Below are 15,126 nucleotides of genomic sequence, written 5' to 3'. Positions count from 1 at the left end.
GGAGCGGCTGCGGCTGCGCGACAGGACCGAGGCGGCGAGTCGCGCTCGGGCGTCAGCGGCCGCGGGTGATGCGGCGCAGCTTCTCGAGCCGGGCGGCGACGTCGCGCTCGTTGCCGTTCGAGGTGGGGTCGTAGTAGGTGCGGTCGACGATCTCGTCGGGGAGGTACTGCTGCTCGACCACGCCGAACTCGGAGTCGTGCGCGTACTTGTAGCCCTTGCCGTGCCCGAGGCGGCGGGCCCCGGGGTAGTGCGCGTCTCGGAGGTGCTTCGGGACGGGGCCGGCGCCTCCCGCCCTGACGTCGGCGATGGCGGCGTCCAGGGCGCTGTACGAGCGGTTCGACTTCGGCGCCGTGGCGAGGTACACGACGGCCTCGGCCATCGGGATGCGCCCCTCCGGCATGCCGATCATCTGCACGGCCGTCGCCGCCGAGACGGCCACCGTCAGCGCGTTCGGGTCGGCCATCCCGATGTCCTCCGAGGCGGAGACGATGATGCGCCGGCAGATGAAGCGAGGGTCCTCCCCCGCCTCGATCATCCGGGCGAGGTAGTGCAGCGCGGCGTCGACGTCGGAGCCACGGACGGACTTGATGAACGCGCTGATGACGTCGTAGTGCTCGTCGCCGTTGCGGTCGTAGCGGAGCAGGGCGCGGTCGACCGACTGGGCGACGGTCTCGGCGGTGATGACCGGTCGGCCGTCGCCCCCGTCGCCGTCGTCGCCGTACTCGGCGTCGGGGTCGTAGTCGGCGTCGGCGTCGACCTCCTCGGTCGCGGCGCCCGCGGCGGTGAGCTCGGCCGTCGTCGCGGTCGCGGCGTGGGCGGACGCCTCGAGCGCGGTCAGCGCCCGACGGGCGTCGCCGGACGCGAGCCGGACGATCGTCGACAGCGCCTCGTCGTCGAGGACGACCCGGTCGTCGAGGCCCCGGGGGTCGTGGACCGCGCGACGGACGAGGTCGCCGAGGTCGTCGTCGCTCAGCTGCTCGAGCGTGAGGAGGAGCGACCGCGACAGCAAGGGCGTGATGACCGAGAACGAGGGGTTCTCGGTGGTCGCGGCGATGAGGATGACCCAGCCGTTCTCGACCCCGGGCAGCAGGGCGTCCTGCTGCGCCTTCGTGAAGCGGTGGATCTCGTCGAGGAAGAGGACCGTCGTCGTGCCGTACAGGTCCCGGTTCGTCAGCGCCTTCTCCATCACCTGACGGACGTCCTTGACGCCCGCGGTGACGGCGGACAGCTCGATGAACTGCCTGCCGGAGCTGTGCGCGATGGCCTGCGCGAGGGTCGTCTTGCCCGTGCCGGGCGGGCCCCAGAGGATGACCGAGACCGCGCCCTGCTCCCCCGTGGTGTCGGAGGCGAGGGTGACGAGGGGCGAGCCGGGCCGCAGCAGGTGTCGCTGGCCGGCGACCTCGTCGAGGCTGGTGGGGCGCATGCGGACCGCGAGTGGGGTCGAGCTCTGCGGGAGCGGGCTCATGGGCACCCATGCTAGACCGGGCCCCCGACACGGGAGCGGTCGTCGGCGCCGCCGTCCGCCCCGATACAGTCGATCCCACCGCACGAGCTCGTCCGCACGGGGCCGAGCGACGACCGAGCACGGAGGACACGCGTGGCTGCGACGAAGAACGACCGGGAGTCCCGCGACAGGCTGCGGCGGTACACCGCCCGGCAGCAGGTGCACGCCGCCCAGGTCGCCCGGCGCCGCCGCGACGACGTCCTCGCCGTCGTGGCCGTGGTGGTAGTCGTCGGCCTCGCCGTGCTCACGCAGGTGGTGTGGGGCCAGGACGACCCCGGCACGGCGGCGTCGACCCCCTCGCCGAGCGCCTCGTCGACGGCCGAGGCGACCGGCACCGGCGACGTCCCGAGCGCCGAGATCGCCGAGGGGCGCACCTGGACGGGGCAGTTCGACCTCAACGACGACGTGCAGCTGGGCGTCGAGCTCGACGGCGCCGCGGCGCCGCAGGCGACCTCCGTGCTGGTCGACCTGGTGCGGAAGGGCTTCTACACCGGCACGAGCTGCCACCGCATGAGCGACGCCGACTCCGCCGAGTTCCTCCAGTGCGGCTCGGCGAACGGCGACGGCACGGGCGACGCCGGCTTCACCTTCGGGCCGCTCGAGAACGTGCCGTCCGACGGCCTGTACCCGGCGGGCACGATCGCGATGGCCAGGGGCGAGAGCCCCGACTCGCAGTCGACCCAGTTCTTCGTCACCTACGGCGACACCTACCTCGACGCCTCGACCGGCGGGTACACGGTCGTGGGCCGGGTGACGAGCGGCCTCGACCAGCTGACCGCGAACATCACCGACGCCGGGCTCACGCCGGGCACCAGCGAGACGGACGGCGCGCCGGTGGTGCCGACCACCATCACGTCCGCCTCCCTGGAGTAGTCCTCCGCGCCTCCTCGTGCAATAGGCTGGGCACCCATCGCGGGGGCTCGTCCTGAGCGCCGCGACGAGCACCTCCAGCAAGGGATGACAGTGGCTACTGACGATCGGGCACCCTGGGGCCGAGTCGACGACGACGGCACCGTGTACGTGCGCGAGGGCGAGGGCGAGCGCGCCGTGGGGCAGTACCCCGACGCGACGCCCGCCGAGGCCCTCGCCTACTACGAGCGCAAGTACACCGAGCTGAACGGGCAGGTCACCCTGCTCGAGCAGCGGGTGAAGCGCGGCGCCTCCGCCTCCGACGTGGCGAAGACGGTGAAGGCCCTGCACCAGCAGCTCGTCGAGCCGAGCGCCGTCGGCGACATCGAGGCCCTGCGCACGCGCGTGGCCGCCCTCGACTCGACCGTCGGCGAGATGACCGAGAAGCAGAGCGCCGAGGCGCAGGAGGCGCTGACCGAGGCCGTCGCCTACCGCACGTCGCTGGTCGTCGAGGCCGAGACGCTCGCCGCGCAGGATCCCGCGCGCGTGCAGTGGAAGCAGGTAACCGCCTCGGTCGACGACATCTTCGCCCGCTGGCAGAAGCACCAGCAGGACGGACCGCGAATCCCCAAGGGCGAGGGCAACGACCTCTGGAAGCGCTTCCGCGCGGCCCGGTCGACCATCGACCAGCACCGCAAGGCGTTCTACGCCGAGCTCGACTCCACCCACCGCGAGGCCCGTCAGCGCAAGCAGGCCCTCGTCGAGGCCGCGGACGCCCTGGCGGCCCGCGGTGCGGACGGCATCCCCGAGTACCGCCACCTGCTCGACGACTGGAAGCGCGCGGGCCGCGCCGGCAAGAAGTACGACGACGCCCTGTGGGCGCGCTTCAAGCGCGCCGGCGACGTCCTCTACGCCGCCAAGGGCGAGATCGCCGCGCAGGACGACGTCGAGTACGAGGGCAACCTCGCGGCCAAGCTGGCCCTGCTCGACGAGGCCGAGAGGATCCTCACGGTGACCGACCGCGTGCCGGCCCGCGAGCAGCTCACCTCCGTCCAGCTGCGCTGGGACGAGATCGGCCGCGTGCCCCGCGAGCAGCTCCGCTCGGTGGAGGACCGCCTGCGCAAGGTCGAGTCGCACGTGCGCGAGCTCGACGAGCAGTTCTGGGAGAAGAACAACCCCGAGCGCAAGGCCCGCTCGGAGGGCCTCGCGAGCCAGCTGCAGGACGCCATCACGAAGCTCCAAGAGGAGCTGACGGCAGCCGAGGCGTCCGGCGACGCGCGTCGCGTCAAGGAGGCCCGCGAGGCCCTCGACGCCCGCCGGGTGTGGCTGGACGCACTCGGCTCCTGACCGGCCCGCGACGCGTCGCCCCGATCGACCACGACCGCCCGCCCTCTCCACAGGAGAGCGCGGGCGGTCCGTCGTCGCGGCCCCGGTGCGCCAGGCTGGGCCCGTGCGCCGACCGCTCCCCCGCCTCCTCAGCCCTCGGGACCTCCCCGAGGCCGAGCTGCGGGCGGCCGTGCTCGACGGGGAGCTCTACGCGCTCGGTGACCGCTGGTCGTCCGTGGCCGACCCCGACGACGCGGAGGCGCGGGCCCGGTCGGTCCTGTCGGAGTCGTCGTCGAGGACGATCGCGGCCCGCCGCACCGCTGCCTGGATCTGGGGTGCCTGCGCCGCGCCTCCCCACGACCTCCAGTGCCTCGTGTCGTCGTCGGCCCGGAGCCGCGGGGCCCCGTCGGGCAGCCGTGTGTCGGAGGTGCGGATCGACGACGACGAGGTCGTCCACCTCGGCGGAGCCCTCGTGACGTCGCCGGCGCGGACGGTGCTCGACCTGCTCCGGCTGGACGACGTCAGCGGAAGGTCGGAGCAGCTCGCCCTCCGCGTGCTCTCAGAGCACGAGGTGGAGCCGCGTACCGTCCTGTCGCTCTCGCGGCGCCACTCGTCGGCGGTCGGTCGCGCCCGGGCGCAGGCGCTCCTGCGAGCCCTCGTCGACCCGGTGCTCGGCTGAGGCACCGGGTCGACGGAGGGCAGGCCCGTCAGCCGGCGCTCACCCGGTAGACGTCGTAGACCGCGTCGATGCGCCTCACGGCGTTGAGGACACGGTCGAGGTGCGTGGTGTCGCCCATCTCGAAGACGAAGCGGCTGAGGGCCAGACGCTCGTCGGACGTCGACACGCTCGCGGAGAGGATGTTGACGTGGTGCTCGGAGAGCACCCGGGTCACGTCGGAGAGCAGGCCGCTGCGGTCGAGGGCCTCGATCTGGATCTGGACGAGGAAGACGCTCTTCGAGGACGGCGCCCACTCGACGTCGATCATCCGCTCGGGCTCCTTCATCAGTCCCTGCACGTTGTGGCAGTTGGCCTGGTGCACGCTGACGCCCTGGCCCCGCGTGACGAACCCGACGATCTGGTCGCCCGGCACCGGCGTGCAGCACTTGGCGAGCTTGACGAGGATGTCGGGGGCCCCGCGGACGAGCACGCCCGAGTCGCTGTTGCGGAGCGGACGCGTGACGGCCTTGCTCGGGAACTCGAACTCGCCCTCGTCGACCTCGTTCTGCTGCTGCACCGCGGCGAGCACCTTCTCGATGACCGACTGCGTCGAGATGTGGCCCTCGCCCACGGCGGCGTACAGGCTCGAGACGTCGTCGTGTCGAAGCTGCGAGGCGACCTCGGCGATCGAGTCCTGGTTCATCAGCTTCTGCAGCGGCAGGTTCTGCTTGCGCATCGCCCGCGCGATGGCGTCCTTGCCCTGCTCGATCGCCTCGTCGCGGCGCTCCTTGGTGAACCACTGACGGATCTTGTTCCGGGCCCGGGGGCTCTTGACGAAGCTCAGCCAGTCCTGGCTGGGGCCCGAGTCCGGGTTCTTCGAGGTGAACACCTCGACGACGTCACCGCTGTTGAGCACGCTCTCGAGCGGCACGAGGCGGCCGTTGACCTTGGCGCCCATCGTCCGGTGGCCCACCTCGGTGTGCACGGCGTACGCGAAGTCGACGGGCGTGGCGCCGGAGGGCAGGCCGATGACCTTGCCCTGCGGCGTGAAGACGTAGACCTCCTTGGCGCCGATCTCGAAGCGCAGGCTGTCGAGGAACTCGCCGGGGTCGGCCGTCTCGGCCTGCCAGTCGGAGATGTGGGCCAGCCAGGCCATGTCGGTCTCGGTGCGCGCGCCCGTGCTGGAGTCGTCACGCCCGCCGTTCATCCGCTGCTTGTACTTCCAGTGCGCGGCGACGCCGAACTCCGCGCGCTGGTGCATCTCGTGCGTCCGGATCTGGATCTCGACCGGTCGGCCCTTCGGCCCGATCACCGTCGTGTGCAGCGACTGGTAGAGGTTGAACTTCGGCGTCGCGATGTAGTCCTTGAAGCGACCCGGCAGGGGGTTCCAGCGGGCGTGGATGGACCCCAGCACGGCGTAGCAGTCGCGCAGGGAGTTCACCAGCACCCGGATGCCGACGAGGTCGTAGATCTCGTCGAACTCGCGGCCCCGCACGATCATCTTCTGGTAGATCGAGTAGTACTGCTTCGGCCTGCCGACGACGTCGCCCCGGATCTTCGTCGACTTGAGGTCTGACTTCACCGCGTCGATGACGTTCTGCACGAACTGCTCACGCTGCGGGGTGCGCTGCTTGACGAGGTTGTCGATCTCGACGTAGAGCTTCGGGTGGAGCACGGCGAAGGAGAGGTCCTCGAGCTCCCACTTGATGGCCTGGATGCCCAGCCGGTGCGCGAGCGGCGCGTAGATCTCGAGGGTCTCGGTGGCCTTCCTCGTCGCCGACTCGGACTCGACGAAGCCCCAGGTGCGCGCGTTGTGGAGGCGGTCGGCCAGCTTGATGACGAGCACGCGGATGTCCTTCGACATCGCGACCACCATCTTGCGGACCGTCTCGGCCTGGGCGCTGTCGCCGTACTTCAGCTTGTCGAGCTTGGTGACGCCGTCGACCAGCATCGCGATCTCGTCGCCGAAGTCACGCTGCAGCATGTCGAGCGTGTAGTCGGTGTCCTCCACGGTGTCGTGCAGGAGGGCGGCGGCGACCGTCTTGGAGCCGATGCCGAGGTCGGCGAGGATCTGGGCGACGGCCACGGGGTGCGTGATGTACGGCTCGCCGCTCTTCCGCAGCTGCCCCTGGTGGGCGCGCTCGGCGACGCTGTAGGCCCTCTCGATGACCACGAGGTCGGCCTTCGGGTGGTGCATGCGGACGGTCTTGACCAGGCGGTCGACGGCGCCGGCCGGCTGGCTGCGGGAGAACAGCCGGGGCAGCAGGGTGCGGAGCGACGCCGTGCCCTGAGGCTCGGGCGGCGCGTCGTTCCTCGTGGTGATCTCGGTCACGACCGCGCCTCGCTCTCGTCCTGGGGCCTCCTCGGCCCCGTCGGGTGGGTGGTGGCCGTGGCGGTGGCCCGCTCCGACAACGCTACCCTCTCGCGGTCAGTCGACCGACGCCGGGCCCCCGCCGTCGCGGGTCAGTTCGCCGTCGGCGTCGCGCCAGGCGAGCATGCCGCCCTCGACGTTGACGGCGCGGCGACCTGACCGACGCAACGCCGCCGAGGCACGCATCGAGCGCATCCCCGAGTGGCAGACGACGAGCACGTCACGGTCGGTCGGCACCTCGTCGAGGCGCTCCCCCAGCTCGGAGAGCGGCACGAGCACGGCCTGCGGCGCGTGGCCGGCGTCCCACTCGGAGCGCTCGCGGACGTCGAGCAGATAGCCGCCGTCGGCGACGAGGGCGACGGCCTCCGAGGCGGTGACGTCGGGGAAGTCGGACGAGCCGGCCGCGGCGGTCACGAGCCGACCTCGGCGCGCTCGTCGGCGGTGACGGGGGCGGAGGCCGCCGACTTCTTCGCGTCGCGGTCGGCCAGGGCCGGTTCGCGCATCCGCAGCGTCGCGTAGAGCGGCGACGCGATGAAGATCGTCGAGTAGGTGCCCACGAGGATGCCGATGAACAGGGCGAGCGAGATGTCGCGCAGCGTGCCGGCCCCGAGGACGAACGCGCCGATGAACAGGATCGCCGCGACGGGCAGCAGGGCCACCACGGACGTGTTGATCGACCGCACGAGCGTCTGGTTGACGGCGAGGTTGACCGACTGCGCGAAGGTCCGCCTCGAGCTCTCGCCGTCCTCCGTGGTGTTCTCGCGGATCTTGTCGAAGACCACCACCGTGTCGTAGAGCGAGTAGCCCAGGATGGTGAGGAAGCCGATGACGGCCGCGGGGGTGACCTCGAAGCCGACGATGCCGTAGATGCCGGCCGTCAGGACGAGGTCGTGCAGCAGGGCCGCCATGGCGGCCAGCGACATCTTCCACGTCCGGAAGTAGAGCGTCATGCCGATCGCGGCGAGGATGAGGAAGATCACGAGGCCCTTGATGGCCTGGCCCGTGATGTCGGCGCCCCACGAGGCCCCGATGAACGACGACGTGACCCGGTCGGCGGGGACGTCGTAGGCCTCGGCCAGGGCGTCGGCGACGTCGTTCGTCTGCGCCGGCTCCAGCTGCGAGGTCTGCACGCGGATGGTGTCGGAGCCGACCTGCGTCACGCGGGGGGTCGAGCCGGGCGCCGCCGCCTCGACGGTCTCGGTCGCGACGTCCTGGTCGAGGGAGGCGGGCTGGGCCACCTGGAACTCGGACCCGCCGGTGAACTCGATGCCGAAGTGGAAGCCGCCGCGGAGGAAGGGCACCGTGGCCGACAGGATGAGGACGACGACGGCGACGATGTACCAGGTACGGCGTCGTCCGACGATGTCGTAGGAGCGAGCCCCCGTGTAGAGGTCGTTCCCGAACTTCGAGAAACTGGCCATCAGGAGTCCTTCCCGTCAGTGCGCGTCGTGTCGTCGACACGGTCGCCGTTCTTCTCGGCGGCCTTGCGCTCCGCGATGGTCTGGCGCTTGGCGGCCTCGCGGCCACCGGCGCCCTTGCGAGCCCCGACGGGTGCCGGGGTGCGGAACTGTGCCCGGCCGCGGTAGACCGCGCCGAGGGCCTTGGGGTCGAGCCCGCTGAGGGGGTTGCCCTCGCCGAAGAAGCGCGTGCGGGCGATCAGCTGGAGCATCGGGTGCGTGAACAGTGCCACGACGATCAGGTCGATGACCGTCGTGATGCCGAGCGTGAGCGCGAAGCCCTTCACGTTGCCCACCGCGAGGATGAAGAGCGTGATGGCGGCGAGGAAGTTGACCGTGTCCGACGCGATGATCGTCCGGATGGCCCGACGCCAGCCCGACTCGACGGCGGACTCGAGGATGCGCCCGTCACGGAGCTCGTCGCGGATGCGCTCGAAGTACACGATGAACGAGTCGGCGGTGATGCCGATGGCCACGATCAACCCCGTCACGCCGGCGAGCGAGAGCCGGTAGCCCTCCCGCCACGAGAGGATCGCGATGACGAGGTAGGTCAGGGTCGCCGCGATCACCAGCGACAGGATCGTGACGAAGGCCAGCGCCCGGTACTGCACGAGCGAGTAGATGACGACGAGGATGAGGCCGATCAGGCCGGCGATGAGGCCGCTGACGAGCTGGGTCTGGCCGAGCGTCGCCGTGATGTTCTCGTTGCTCTGCACCGTGAAGCTGATCGGCAGCGCGCCGAACTTGAGCTGGTCGGCGAGGGTCTTCGAGGTGTCCTGCGTGAACGAGCCGGTGATCTGCGCCTTGCCGTCGGTGATCGCGGCGTTGGCGGACGGGGCGGTGATCACCTGGTTGTCGAGCGTGACCGCGAACTGGTTCTGCGGCGCCTGCAGGGTCACGAGGCGGGAGGTGACGTCGCTGAACTCGCGCGAGCCCTGGCCGTTGAACTCGAGGTTCACGGCCCAGGTGTTCGTCGAGTTGCCCTGCGAGTCGGTGGCGAGGCCGTTGGTGGCGTCGCTGATGTCGCTGCCCTGCACCTCGACCGGGCCGAGGATGAACTTCGACGTGCCGTCGGTCGAGCAGGTGACGAGCGGCTCGTCGTCCGGCGCGGTGGCGAGGTCGTTGTCGGCGGCGCACTGGTAGTTCGTGTACTCGTCGGCCAGCTGCTCGGTGATCCACGCCAGGTCGGAGGCGTTGGTCGGCGAGGCGGTGGGGGTCGAGTTGAGCTCGGGGTTCGGCGTGTAGGGCGTGGCGGACGGGCTCGCCGACGCGCCGTCGGTGTCGTCGCCCCCGACGGCGGCCGTGCTCACGGCCTCCGTGTACAGGACGGGGCGGAAGGTCAGGCGCGCCGAGGCCTCGATGCGCTCGAGGGTCGCGTTGTCGGGCCGGCCGGGGATGGAGACGACGATGTTCTGCGAGCCCTGGCGGGTGATCTCCGACTCGGAGACCCCGGCCGAGTCGATGCGCTGGCGGATGATCGTCACGGCCTGGTCGAGCTGCTGGCTCGAGACGGACTCGCCGCTCGCGAGCTGTGCCGCGAGGGTGATCTGCGTGCCGCCCTGCAGGTCGAGCGCGAGCTCGGGCACCCAGCTGGCTCCGGCGGCCCAGTCGGCCTTGCCGTTCAGCAGGGTGGCGGTGCCGTTGAGGGCGGTCAGCCCCGCGATGATGACCAACAACCAGGTCAGGGAACGAAGGGCCTTCTTGACCGGCGTCGAGCGTGCCACGGAGGAGTCTGCTTTCTCATGGGAGCGCGCGCCCTGGTGAGGAGCGCGCGCCGGTGGTCGAGCGAGGCCACGTCGTGGCCCCGCGACGGCGGTCTAGACGGTGCGGGGGTTCTCGTCGTCGGAGGCCGAGGTGTCGACCCGGTCGCCCGGGGCACGCTCGCCGAAGGCGGGCTTGGTCAGGTCGACCGGTGCGGCGGCGGGACGGCCGTCGACGTCGTCGGCCTCGTCGACGACGGTCTCGTCGTCGGCGGCGACCGGGGGCGTCACGACCCGGCCGAGGGTCTGGCGGTGCACCTTCAGGACGGTGCCCGGGGCGACCTCGACCTCGGCCGTGGTGGTCTCGTCGTCGATCGAGACGATGGTGCCGTAGACGCCGAAGGTCAGCATGACCTCGACCCCGGGGACGAGCGCTGTCTGCAGCTCGGCCTGCTGGCGGTCGCGCTTCTTCTTGTTGCGGAACATGAAGAAGACGAGGACCACCAGGAGGAGGACCATGATGAGCGATGTGGCGTCCATGAGGAACTGCCTTTCGGAGCTAGGAGGTTGTCGTCGGCGGCGGTGCTGCGGGGGCCCCTGGCCTCACCGACCTCCGGAGATCATAGTTCATCGCCGAACAGCGCCCCTGAGCCGCGCGACAGGCCGAAGTGCCGCCACGCCGTCGCGGTGGCCACCCGCCCGCGCGGGGTCCGGACCAGGAGGCCCACCCGGACGAGGAAGGGCTCGACGACCGACTCGATGGTGTCGGCCTCCTCCCCCACGGAGACCGCGAGGGTGCCGAGCCCGACGGGCCCCCCGTCGAACCGGGTGAGGATGGTCTTCACGACCTCCCGGTCGAGGCGGTCGAGCCCCAGGTCGTCGACGTCGTAGAGCTCCAGCGCCGCGCGCACCGTCGCGAGGTCGGCGTCACGGCCGTGGACGAGGGCGTAGTCGCGCACCCGGCGCAGCAGGCGGTTAGCGATGCGCGGCGTGCCGCGGCACCGGCCCGCGATCTCGGCCAGGGCCTCTCCGTCGACGGCGATGCCGAGGAGCGAGGCGGCGCGTCGCAGCACCTCGGCGAGCTCCGCCTCGTCGTAGAACTCGAGGTGGGCCGTGAAGCCGAAGCGGTCGCGGAGCGGGTTCGGCAGCATCCCGCTGCGGGTCGTCGCCCCCACCAGGGTGAAGGGCGAGAGCTCGAGGGGGATGCTCGTGGCCCCCGCGCCCTTGCCGACCATGATGTCGATCCGGTAGTCCTCCATGGCGAGGTAGAGCATCTCCTCCGCGGAGCGCGCCATGCGGTGGATCTCGTCGATGAAGAGGACCTCGCCCGGCACCAGGGCCGAGAGCACGGCGGCGAGGTCGCCGGCGTGCTGGATGGCCGGCCCGGACGACATGCGCAGGGGGCGGCCGCTCTCGTGGGCCACGATCATCGCCAGGGTCGTCTTGCCCAGCCCGGGCGGACCGGCCAGCAGGATGTGGTCGGGCGACCGCCCCTGCATCGCGGCGGCCTTGAGGAGCAGCTCCAGCTGCCCACGGACCTTCGCCTGCCCGACGAACTCGCCGAGCGAGGTCGGACGGAGCGCGCCCTCGAAGGCGAGCTCCGCCTCCGACTCGACGGTGGGCCGGGTCAGGTCGGCGTCGGTCACGAGCGGGCGCCGAGCGACTTCTGCGGCCCGAGGTGGCCGAGCGCCGCCCGGAGCAGCTGCGGCACGGCCGCGGCGACGTCGTCGCCCCGGGCGGCCACGACGGAGTCGATCGCCGCCTGGGCCTCGCGCTCCGACCAGCCGAGGCCGACGAGCGCGACGAGGACGTCGGCGGCCGTGCTGGAGGCGGCGGTGACGCTGGGCGCGGACGCCGCGACGTCGAGCTTGCCGGCCAGCGACAGGACGATCAGCTTCGCCGTCTTCGGGCCGATGCCCGAGACGCGACGGAACGCCGCGTCGTCGTCGTCGGCGACGGCGTGGGCGACCTGCGACGGGCTGAGGTGCCCGAGCACTCCCTGGGCGCTCTTCGGGCCGACGCCCGTCACGCTGCGGAGCAGGTCGAAGACCTCGAGCTCCTCGCGGTCGGCGAAGCCGAAGAGGGAGAGGTCGTCTTCCCGGACGACGAGGGCAGTGTGGAGCATCGCCGTCTCGCCGGGCCGGAGGGTCAGGGCCAGCTGGGCCGTGACGCCGACGCGGAGGCCCACTCCCCCGACCTCGACGACGACGGTCGTCCCGGAGGCGGACAGCACGGTTCCCCGGACGGACGAGATCATGCCCCCAGCCTAGGAGCCCGCTGGCGCTTCTCCGCGTCGCGCCACGCCCGCTGGGCGGGCGTCAGCCCGGCGGCCGTTCCGGTGCCGCCCGACGCCGAGGACGAGCCGGACGGCACGGTGGTCGTGCGACCGTCGCGACGCCAGGCGTGGCAGATCGCGATGGCGAGGGCGTCGGCGGCGTCCGCCGGACGGGGCGGCTCGGCGAGGCCGAGCAGCCGGGCCACCATGGCGGCGACCTGGGCCTTGTCGGCGGACCCGTAGCCGGTGACGGCGGCCTTCACCTCGGAGGGGGTGTGCAGCGCCACGGGGATCGACCGCTCGGCGGCGGCACGCAGCGCGAGCCCGCTGACCTGCGCGGTGCCCATGACGGTGCGCAGGTTGTCCTGCGCGAAGACGCGCTCGATCGCCATCGCGTCGGGCCGGTGCTCGTCGACGAGGGCCTCGATGCCCCGGCCGATCGTCATGAGCCGCTGCTCGAGAGGCTCGTCGACGCCCGACCGGACGACCGTCACGGCGACGAGGGTGGCGCGCCGCTGGGCGTCGACCTCGACCACGCCGACGCCGCAGCGCGTCAGGCCGGGGTCGATGCCGAGCACCCGCAGCGGCACGGCCTCGTCAGTCTTCGTCGTCGTCGTCGAGCGCGGCCTGCACGTCGGCGGGAACGTCGAAGTTGGCGTAGACGTTCTGGACGTCGTCGTCGTCGTCGAGCGCGTCGACGAGCCGGAACACCTTGCGGGCCGTCTCGAGGTCGACCTCGATCTTGAGGCCGGGCACGAACTCCACGTCGGCGGAGTCGTAGTCGATGCCGGCGTCCTGGAGCGCGGTGCGGGTGGGGACGAGGTCGGACGGCTCCGTCACGATCTCGAAGCCCTCACCGCGGTCGGTGACCTCCTCGGCGCCTGCGTCGAGGACGGCGGCGAGGACGTCGTCCTCCGTCAGCTCGTCGGTCTTCATGACCGCGATGACGCCCTTGCGGCTGAAGTTGTACGCCACGCTGCCGGGGTCGGCCATGGTGCCGCCGTTGCGCGACATGACCGTGCGGACGTTGGCGGCGGCCCGGTTCTTGTTGTCGGTGAGGCACTCGATCAACAGGGCGACGCCGTTCGGGCCGTAGCCCTCGTACATGATGGTCTGGTAGTCGACGACCTCGCCGCTGAGGCCGGCGCCGCGCTTGATCGCGCGGTCGATGTTGTCGTTCGGCACCGAGGTCTTCTTGGCCTTCTGCACCGCGTCGACCAGGGTCGGGTTGCCCGACATGTCGGCACCGCCCTGCTTGGCGGCGACCTCGATGTTCTTGATGAGCTTGGCGAACGACTTCGCGCGACGGCTGTCGATGACGGCCTTCTTGTGCTTGGTCGTGGCCCACTTGGAATGCCCGGACACGGTGCTCCTTACCTACGGCAGATGATCCGGATCAGTGTACCGGCCGTCGCCGCCGGAGAGGTCAGCGGGAGGCGAAGGCGCGGGCCTTGTCGAGGAACCGGGCGTGGAACCGGTAGTCGGCCGTGACCTCGGGGTGGAACGCGGTGCCGAGCAGGGAGCCCTGCTCGACCGCGACCACGCGGCCGTCGTCGAGCACGCCCACCGCGGTGGCCAGCGACCCGACCCTGTCGACGACGGGGGCGCGGATGAAGACCGCGTGCACGGGAGGGCCGCCGATCACGGGCACGTCGAGGTCGGTCTCGAAGGAGTCGGTCTGGCCGCCGAACGCGTTGCGGCGGACGGAGACGTCGAGCCCCCCGATGGTGCGCTGCCCGGGGGTGCCGTCGACGACGTGGTCGGCCAGCATGATGAGGCCCGCACAGGTGCCGTAGACGGGCAGGCCGCCGTCCACCGCGGCACGGAGGGGCTCGGCCATGCCGAAGGTCCGGGAGAGCTTGTCCATCACGGTGGACTCCCCGCCGGGGATGACGAGGCCGGAGACCGAGGCCAGCTCGTCGGGGCGACGGACGGGCACGGCTTCGGCACCGAGGGCCGTGAGCACCGCGAGGTGCTCGCGGAAGTCGCCCTGGAGGGCGAGGACCCCCACCCGGGGGGCCCGCGCCTCCGTCGAGGGGCTACCAGCCACGCTCGGCGAGGCGGTGGGGCGCCGGCAGGTCGGGCACGTTGATGCCGACCATGGCCTCGCCCAGGCCACGGGACGCGTCGGCCACGACCTGCGGGTCGTCGAAGAACGTGGTCGCCTTGACGATGGCGGCCGCCCGCTCACGCGGGTTGCCGGACTTGAAGATGCCGGAGCCGACGAAGACGCCGTCGGCGCCGAGCTGCATCATGAGCGCGGCGTCGGCCGGGGTCGCGACGCCGCCGGCAGTGAAGAGGACGACGGGCAGCTTGCCCGTCGCGGCGATCTCGGCGACGAGCTCGTACGGAGCCTGGAGCTCCTTCGCGGCGACGTAGAGCTCGTCCTTCGCGAGGCCCTTGAGCTGCGCGATCTCCTTCGAGATGGTGCGGATGTGCTTGGTCGCCTCGGAGACGTCGCCCGTGCCGGCCTCGCCCTTCGAGCGGATCATGGCCGCGCCCTCGGTGATGCGGCGGAGGGCCTCGCCGAGGTTCGTCGCGCCGCAGACGAAGGGGACGGTGAAGTTCCACTTGTCGATGTGGTTGACGTAGTCGGCCGGGCTCAGGACCTCGGACTCGTCGATGTAGTCGACGCCGAGGGTCTGCAGGACCTGCGCCTCGACGAAGTGGCCGATGCGGGCCTTGGCCATGACGGGGATGGAGACGGCGGCGATGATCTCGTCGATCATGTCGGGGTCGCTCATGCGGGCGACGCCGCCCTGCGAGCGGATGTCGGCGGGCACGCGCTCCAGGGCCATGACGGCGACGGCGCCGGCCTCCTCCGCGATCTTCGCCTGCTCGACGTCGACGACGTCCATGATCACGCCGCCCTTCAGCATCTCTGCGAGGCCGCGCTTGACCCGGTCGGAGCCGGTCGTGCCGGCGGCGGTCGACGAGGAGGCGGAGGTGGGGACGGAGGTCGGGGTGCTGTCGCTCATGATGCGCC

Annotated in this window: 15 protein-coding genes; 3 read left to right on the top strand and 12 right to left on the bottom strand. The window is 71.6% G+C overall.

Features of this window, described 5'->3' with window-relative positions:
* Positions 1–52: 52 nt before the first annotated feature.
* Positions 53–1,465, bottom strand: coding sequence for a replication-associated recombination protein A (locus F1C15_RS01630; RefSeq protein WP_082514460.1), 1,413 nt, complete (start codon positions 1,463–1,465; stop codon positions 53–55).
* 132 nt (positions 1,466–1,597) lie between these two features.
* Between F1C15_RS01630 and F1C15_RS01625 the strand changes: the two genes are divergently transcribed.
* The 3 genes from F1C15_RS01625 (at position 1,598) to F1C15_RS01615 (ending at position 4,358) form a co-directional block, all read left to right on the top strand.
* A complete protein-coding gene (locus F1C15_RS01625) occupies positions 1,598–2,377 on the top strand; it encodes a peptidylprolyl isomerase (protein ID WP_185232616.1) in 780 nt (259 codons plus the stop codon).
* Between the two features lie 84 nt (positions 2,378–2,461).
* Positions 2,462–3,700 (top strand): DUF349 domain-containing protein, encoded by a 1,239-nt coding sequence (locus F1C15_RS01620; protein WP_197981074.1) that lies wholly within the window; start codon positions 2,462–2,464, stop codon positions 3,698–3,700.
* Positions 3,701–3,803: 103 nt separating this feature from the next.
* On the top strand, positions 3,804–4,358 hold the full coding sequence (locus F1C15_RS01615; protein WP_185232612.1) for a hypothetical protein: 555 nt from the start codon (positions 3,804–3,806) through the stop codon (positions 4,356–4,358).
* Between the two features lie 28 nt (positions 4,359–4,386).
* Here F1C15_RS01615 and F1C15_RS01610 read toward each other — a convergent pair whose 3' ends face one another.
* From F1C15_RS01610 to pdxS, 11 genes are all read right to left on the bottom strand, one after another.
* Positions 4,387–6,669 (bottom strand): bifunctional (p)ppGpp synthetase/guanosine-3',5'-bis(diphosphate) 3'-pyrophosphohydrolase, encoded by a 2,283-nt coding sequence (locus F1C15_RS01610; RefSeq protein ID WP_370543611.1) that lies wholly within the window; start codon positions 6,667–6,669, stop codon positions 4,387–4,389.
* A 96-nt stretch (positions 6,670–6,765) separates the two neighbouring features.
* Complete coding sequence (locus F1C15_RS01605; protein WP_185232610.1) at positions 6,766–7,122, bottom strand: rhodanese-like domain-containing protein; 357 nt, start codon at positions 7,120–7,122, stop codon at positions 6,766–6,768.
* A complete protein-coding gene (gene secF / locus F1C15_RS01600; protein ID WP_185232608.1) occupies positions 7,119–8,129 on the bottom strand; it encodes a protein translocase subunit SecF in 1,011 nt (336 codons plus the stop codon). Before secF ends, F1C15_RS01605 begins: the two co-directional genes overlap by 4 nt.
* Positions 8,129–9,889 (bottom strand): protein translocase subunit SecD, encoded by a 1,761-nt coding sequence (gene secD / locus F1C15_RS01595; RefSeq protein WP_185232606.1) that lies wholly within the window; start codon positions 9,887–9,889, stop codon positions 8,129–8,131. Before secD ends, secF begins: the two co-directional genes overlap by 1 nt.
* 93 nt (positions 9,890–9,982) lie before the next feature.
* On the bottom strand, positions 9,983–10,405 hold the full coding sequence (gene yajC, locus F1C15_RS01590) for a preprotein translocase subunit YajC (RefSeq protein ID WP_185232604.1): 423 nt from the start codon (positions 10,403–10,405) through the stop codon (positions 9,983–9,985).
* 80 nt (positions 10,406–10,485) lie between these two features.
* Positions 10,486–11,511, bottom strand: coding sequence for a Holliday junction branch migration DNA helicase RuvB (ruvB, locus tag F1C15_RS01585; RefSeq protein ID WP_056054648.1), 1,026 nt, complete (start codon positions 11,509–11,511; stop codon positions 10,486–10,488).
* Positions 11,508–12,122: a Holliday junction branch migration protein RuvA gene (gene ruvA / locus F1C15_RS01580; RefSeq protein WP_056054645.1), complete on the bottom strand. Its 615-nt coding sequence runs from the start codon at positions 12,120–12,122 to the stop codon at positions 11,508–11,510. Before ruvA ends, ruvB begins: the two co-directional genes overlap by 4 nt.
* A complete protein-coding gene (gene ruvC / locus F1C15_RS01575; RefSeq protein ID WP_200931984.1) occupies positions 12,119–12,724 on the bottom strand; it encodes a crossover junction endodeoxyribonuclease RuvC in 606 nt (201 codons plus the stop codon). Before ruvC ends, ruvA begins: the two co-directional genes overlap by 4 nt.
* A gap of 13 nt (positions 12,725–12,737) precedes the next feature.
* Positions 12,738–13,505, bottom strand: coding sequence for a YebC/PmpR family DNA-binding transcriptional regulator (locus F1C15_RS01570; protein WP_185232602.1), 768 nt, complete (start codon positions 13,503–13,505; stop codon positions 12,738–12,740).
* A 61-nt stretch (positions 13,506–13,566) separates the two neighbouring features.
* Entirely contained in the window at positions 13,567–14,190 is a 624-nt protein-coding gene (pdxT, locus tag F1C15_RS01565; protein WP_185232600.1) for a pyridoxal 5'-phosphate synthase glutaminase subunit PdxT, read from the bottom strand.
* A complete protein-coding gene (gene pdxS, locus F1C15_RS01560; protein WP_056054631.1) occupies positions 14,180–15,118 on the bottom strand; it encodes a pyridoxal 5'-phosphate synthase lyase subunit PdxS in 939 nt (312 codons plus the stop codon). Before pdxS ends, pdxT begins: the two co-directional genes overlap by 11 nt.
* Between the last annotated feature and the right edge of the window lie 8 nt (positions 15,119–15,126).

Origin of the sequence: Frigoribacterium sp. NBH87, assembly GCF_014217665.1 — a bacterium.
GTDB lineage: Bacteria > Actinomycetota > Actinomycetes > Actinomycetales > Microbacteriaceae > Frigoribacterium > Frigoribacterium endophyticum.
The sequence above is the reverse complement of the archived record's forward strand: the minus strand, read 5'-3'. Positions and strand labels throughout refer to the sequence as shown.

Bases quoted from the DNA above. Each gene is read 5' to 3' on its own strand.
- yajC (WP_185232604.1), bottom strand. From the start codon at position 10,405: ATGGACGCCACATCGCTCATCATGGTCCTCCTCCTGGTGGTCCTCGTC.
- pdxS (WP_056054631.1), bottom strand. From the start codon at position 15,118: ATGAGCGACAGCACCCCGACCTCCGTCCCCACCTCCGCCTCCTCGTCG.
- secF (WP_185232608.1), bottom strand. From the start codon at position 8,129: ATGGCCAGTTTCTCGAAGTTCGGGAACGACCTCTACACGGGGGCTCGC.
- F1C15_RS01630 (WP_082514460.1), bottom strand. From the start codon at position 1,465: ATGAGCCCGCTCCCGCAGAGCTCGACCCCACTCGCGGTCCGCATGCGC.
- ruvA (WP_056054645.1), bottom strand. From the start codon at position 12,122: ATGATCTCGTCCGTCCGGGGAACCGTGCTGTCCGCCTCCGGGACGACC.
- F1C15_RS01620 (WP_197981074.1), top strand. From the start codon at position 2,462: ATGACAGTGGCTACTGACGATCGGGCACCCTGGGGCCGAGTCGACGAC.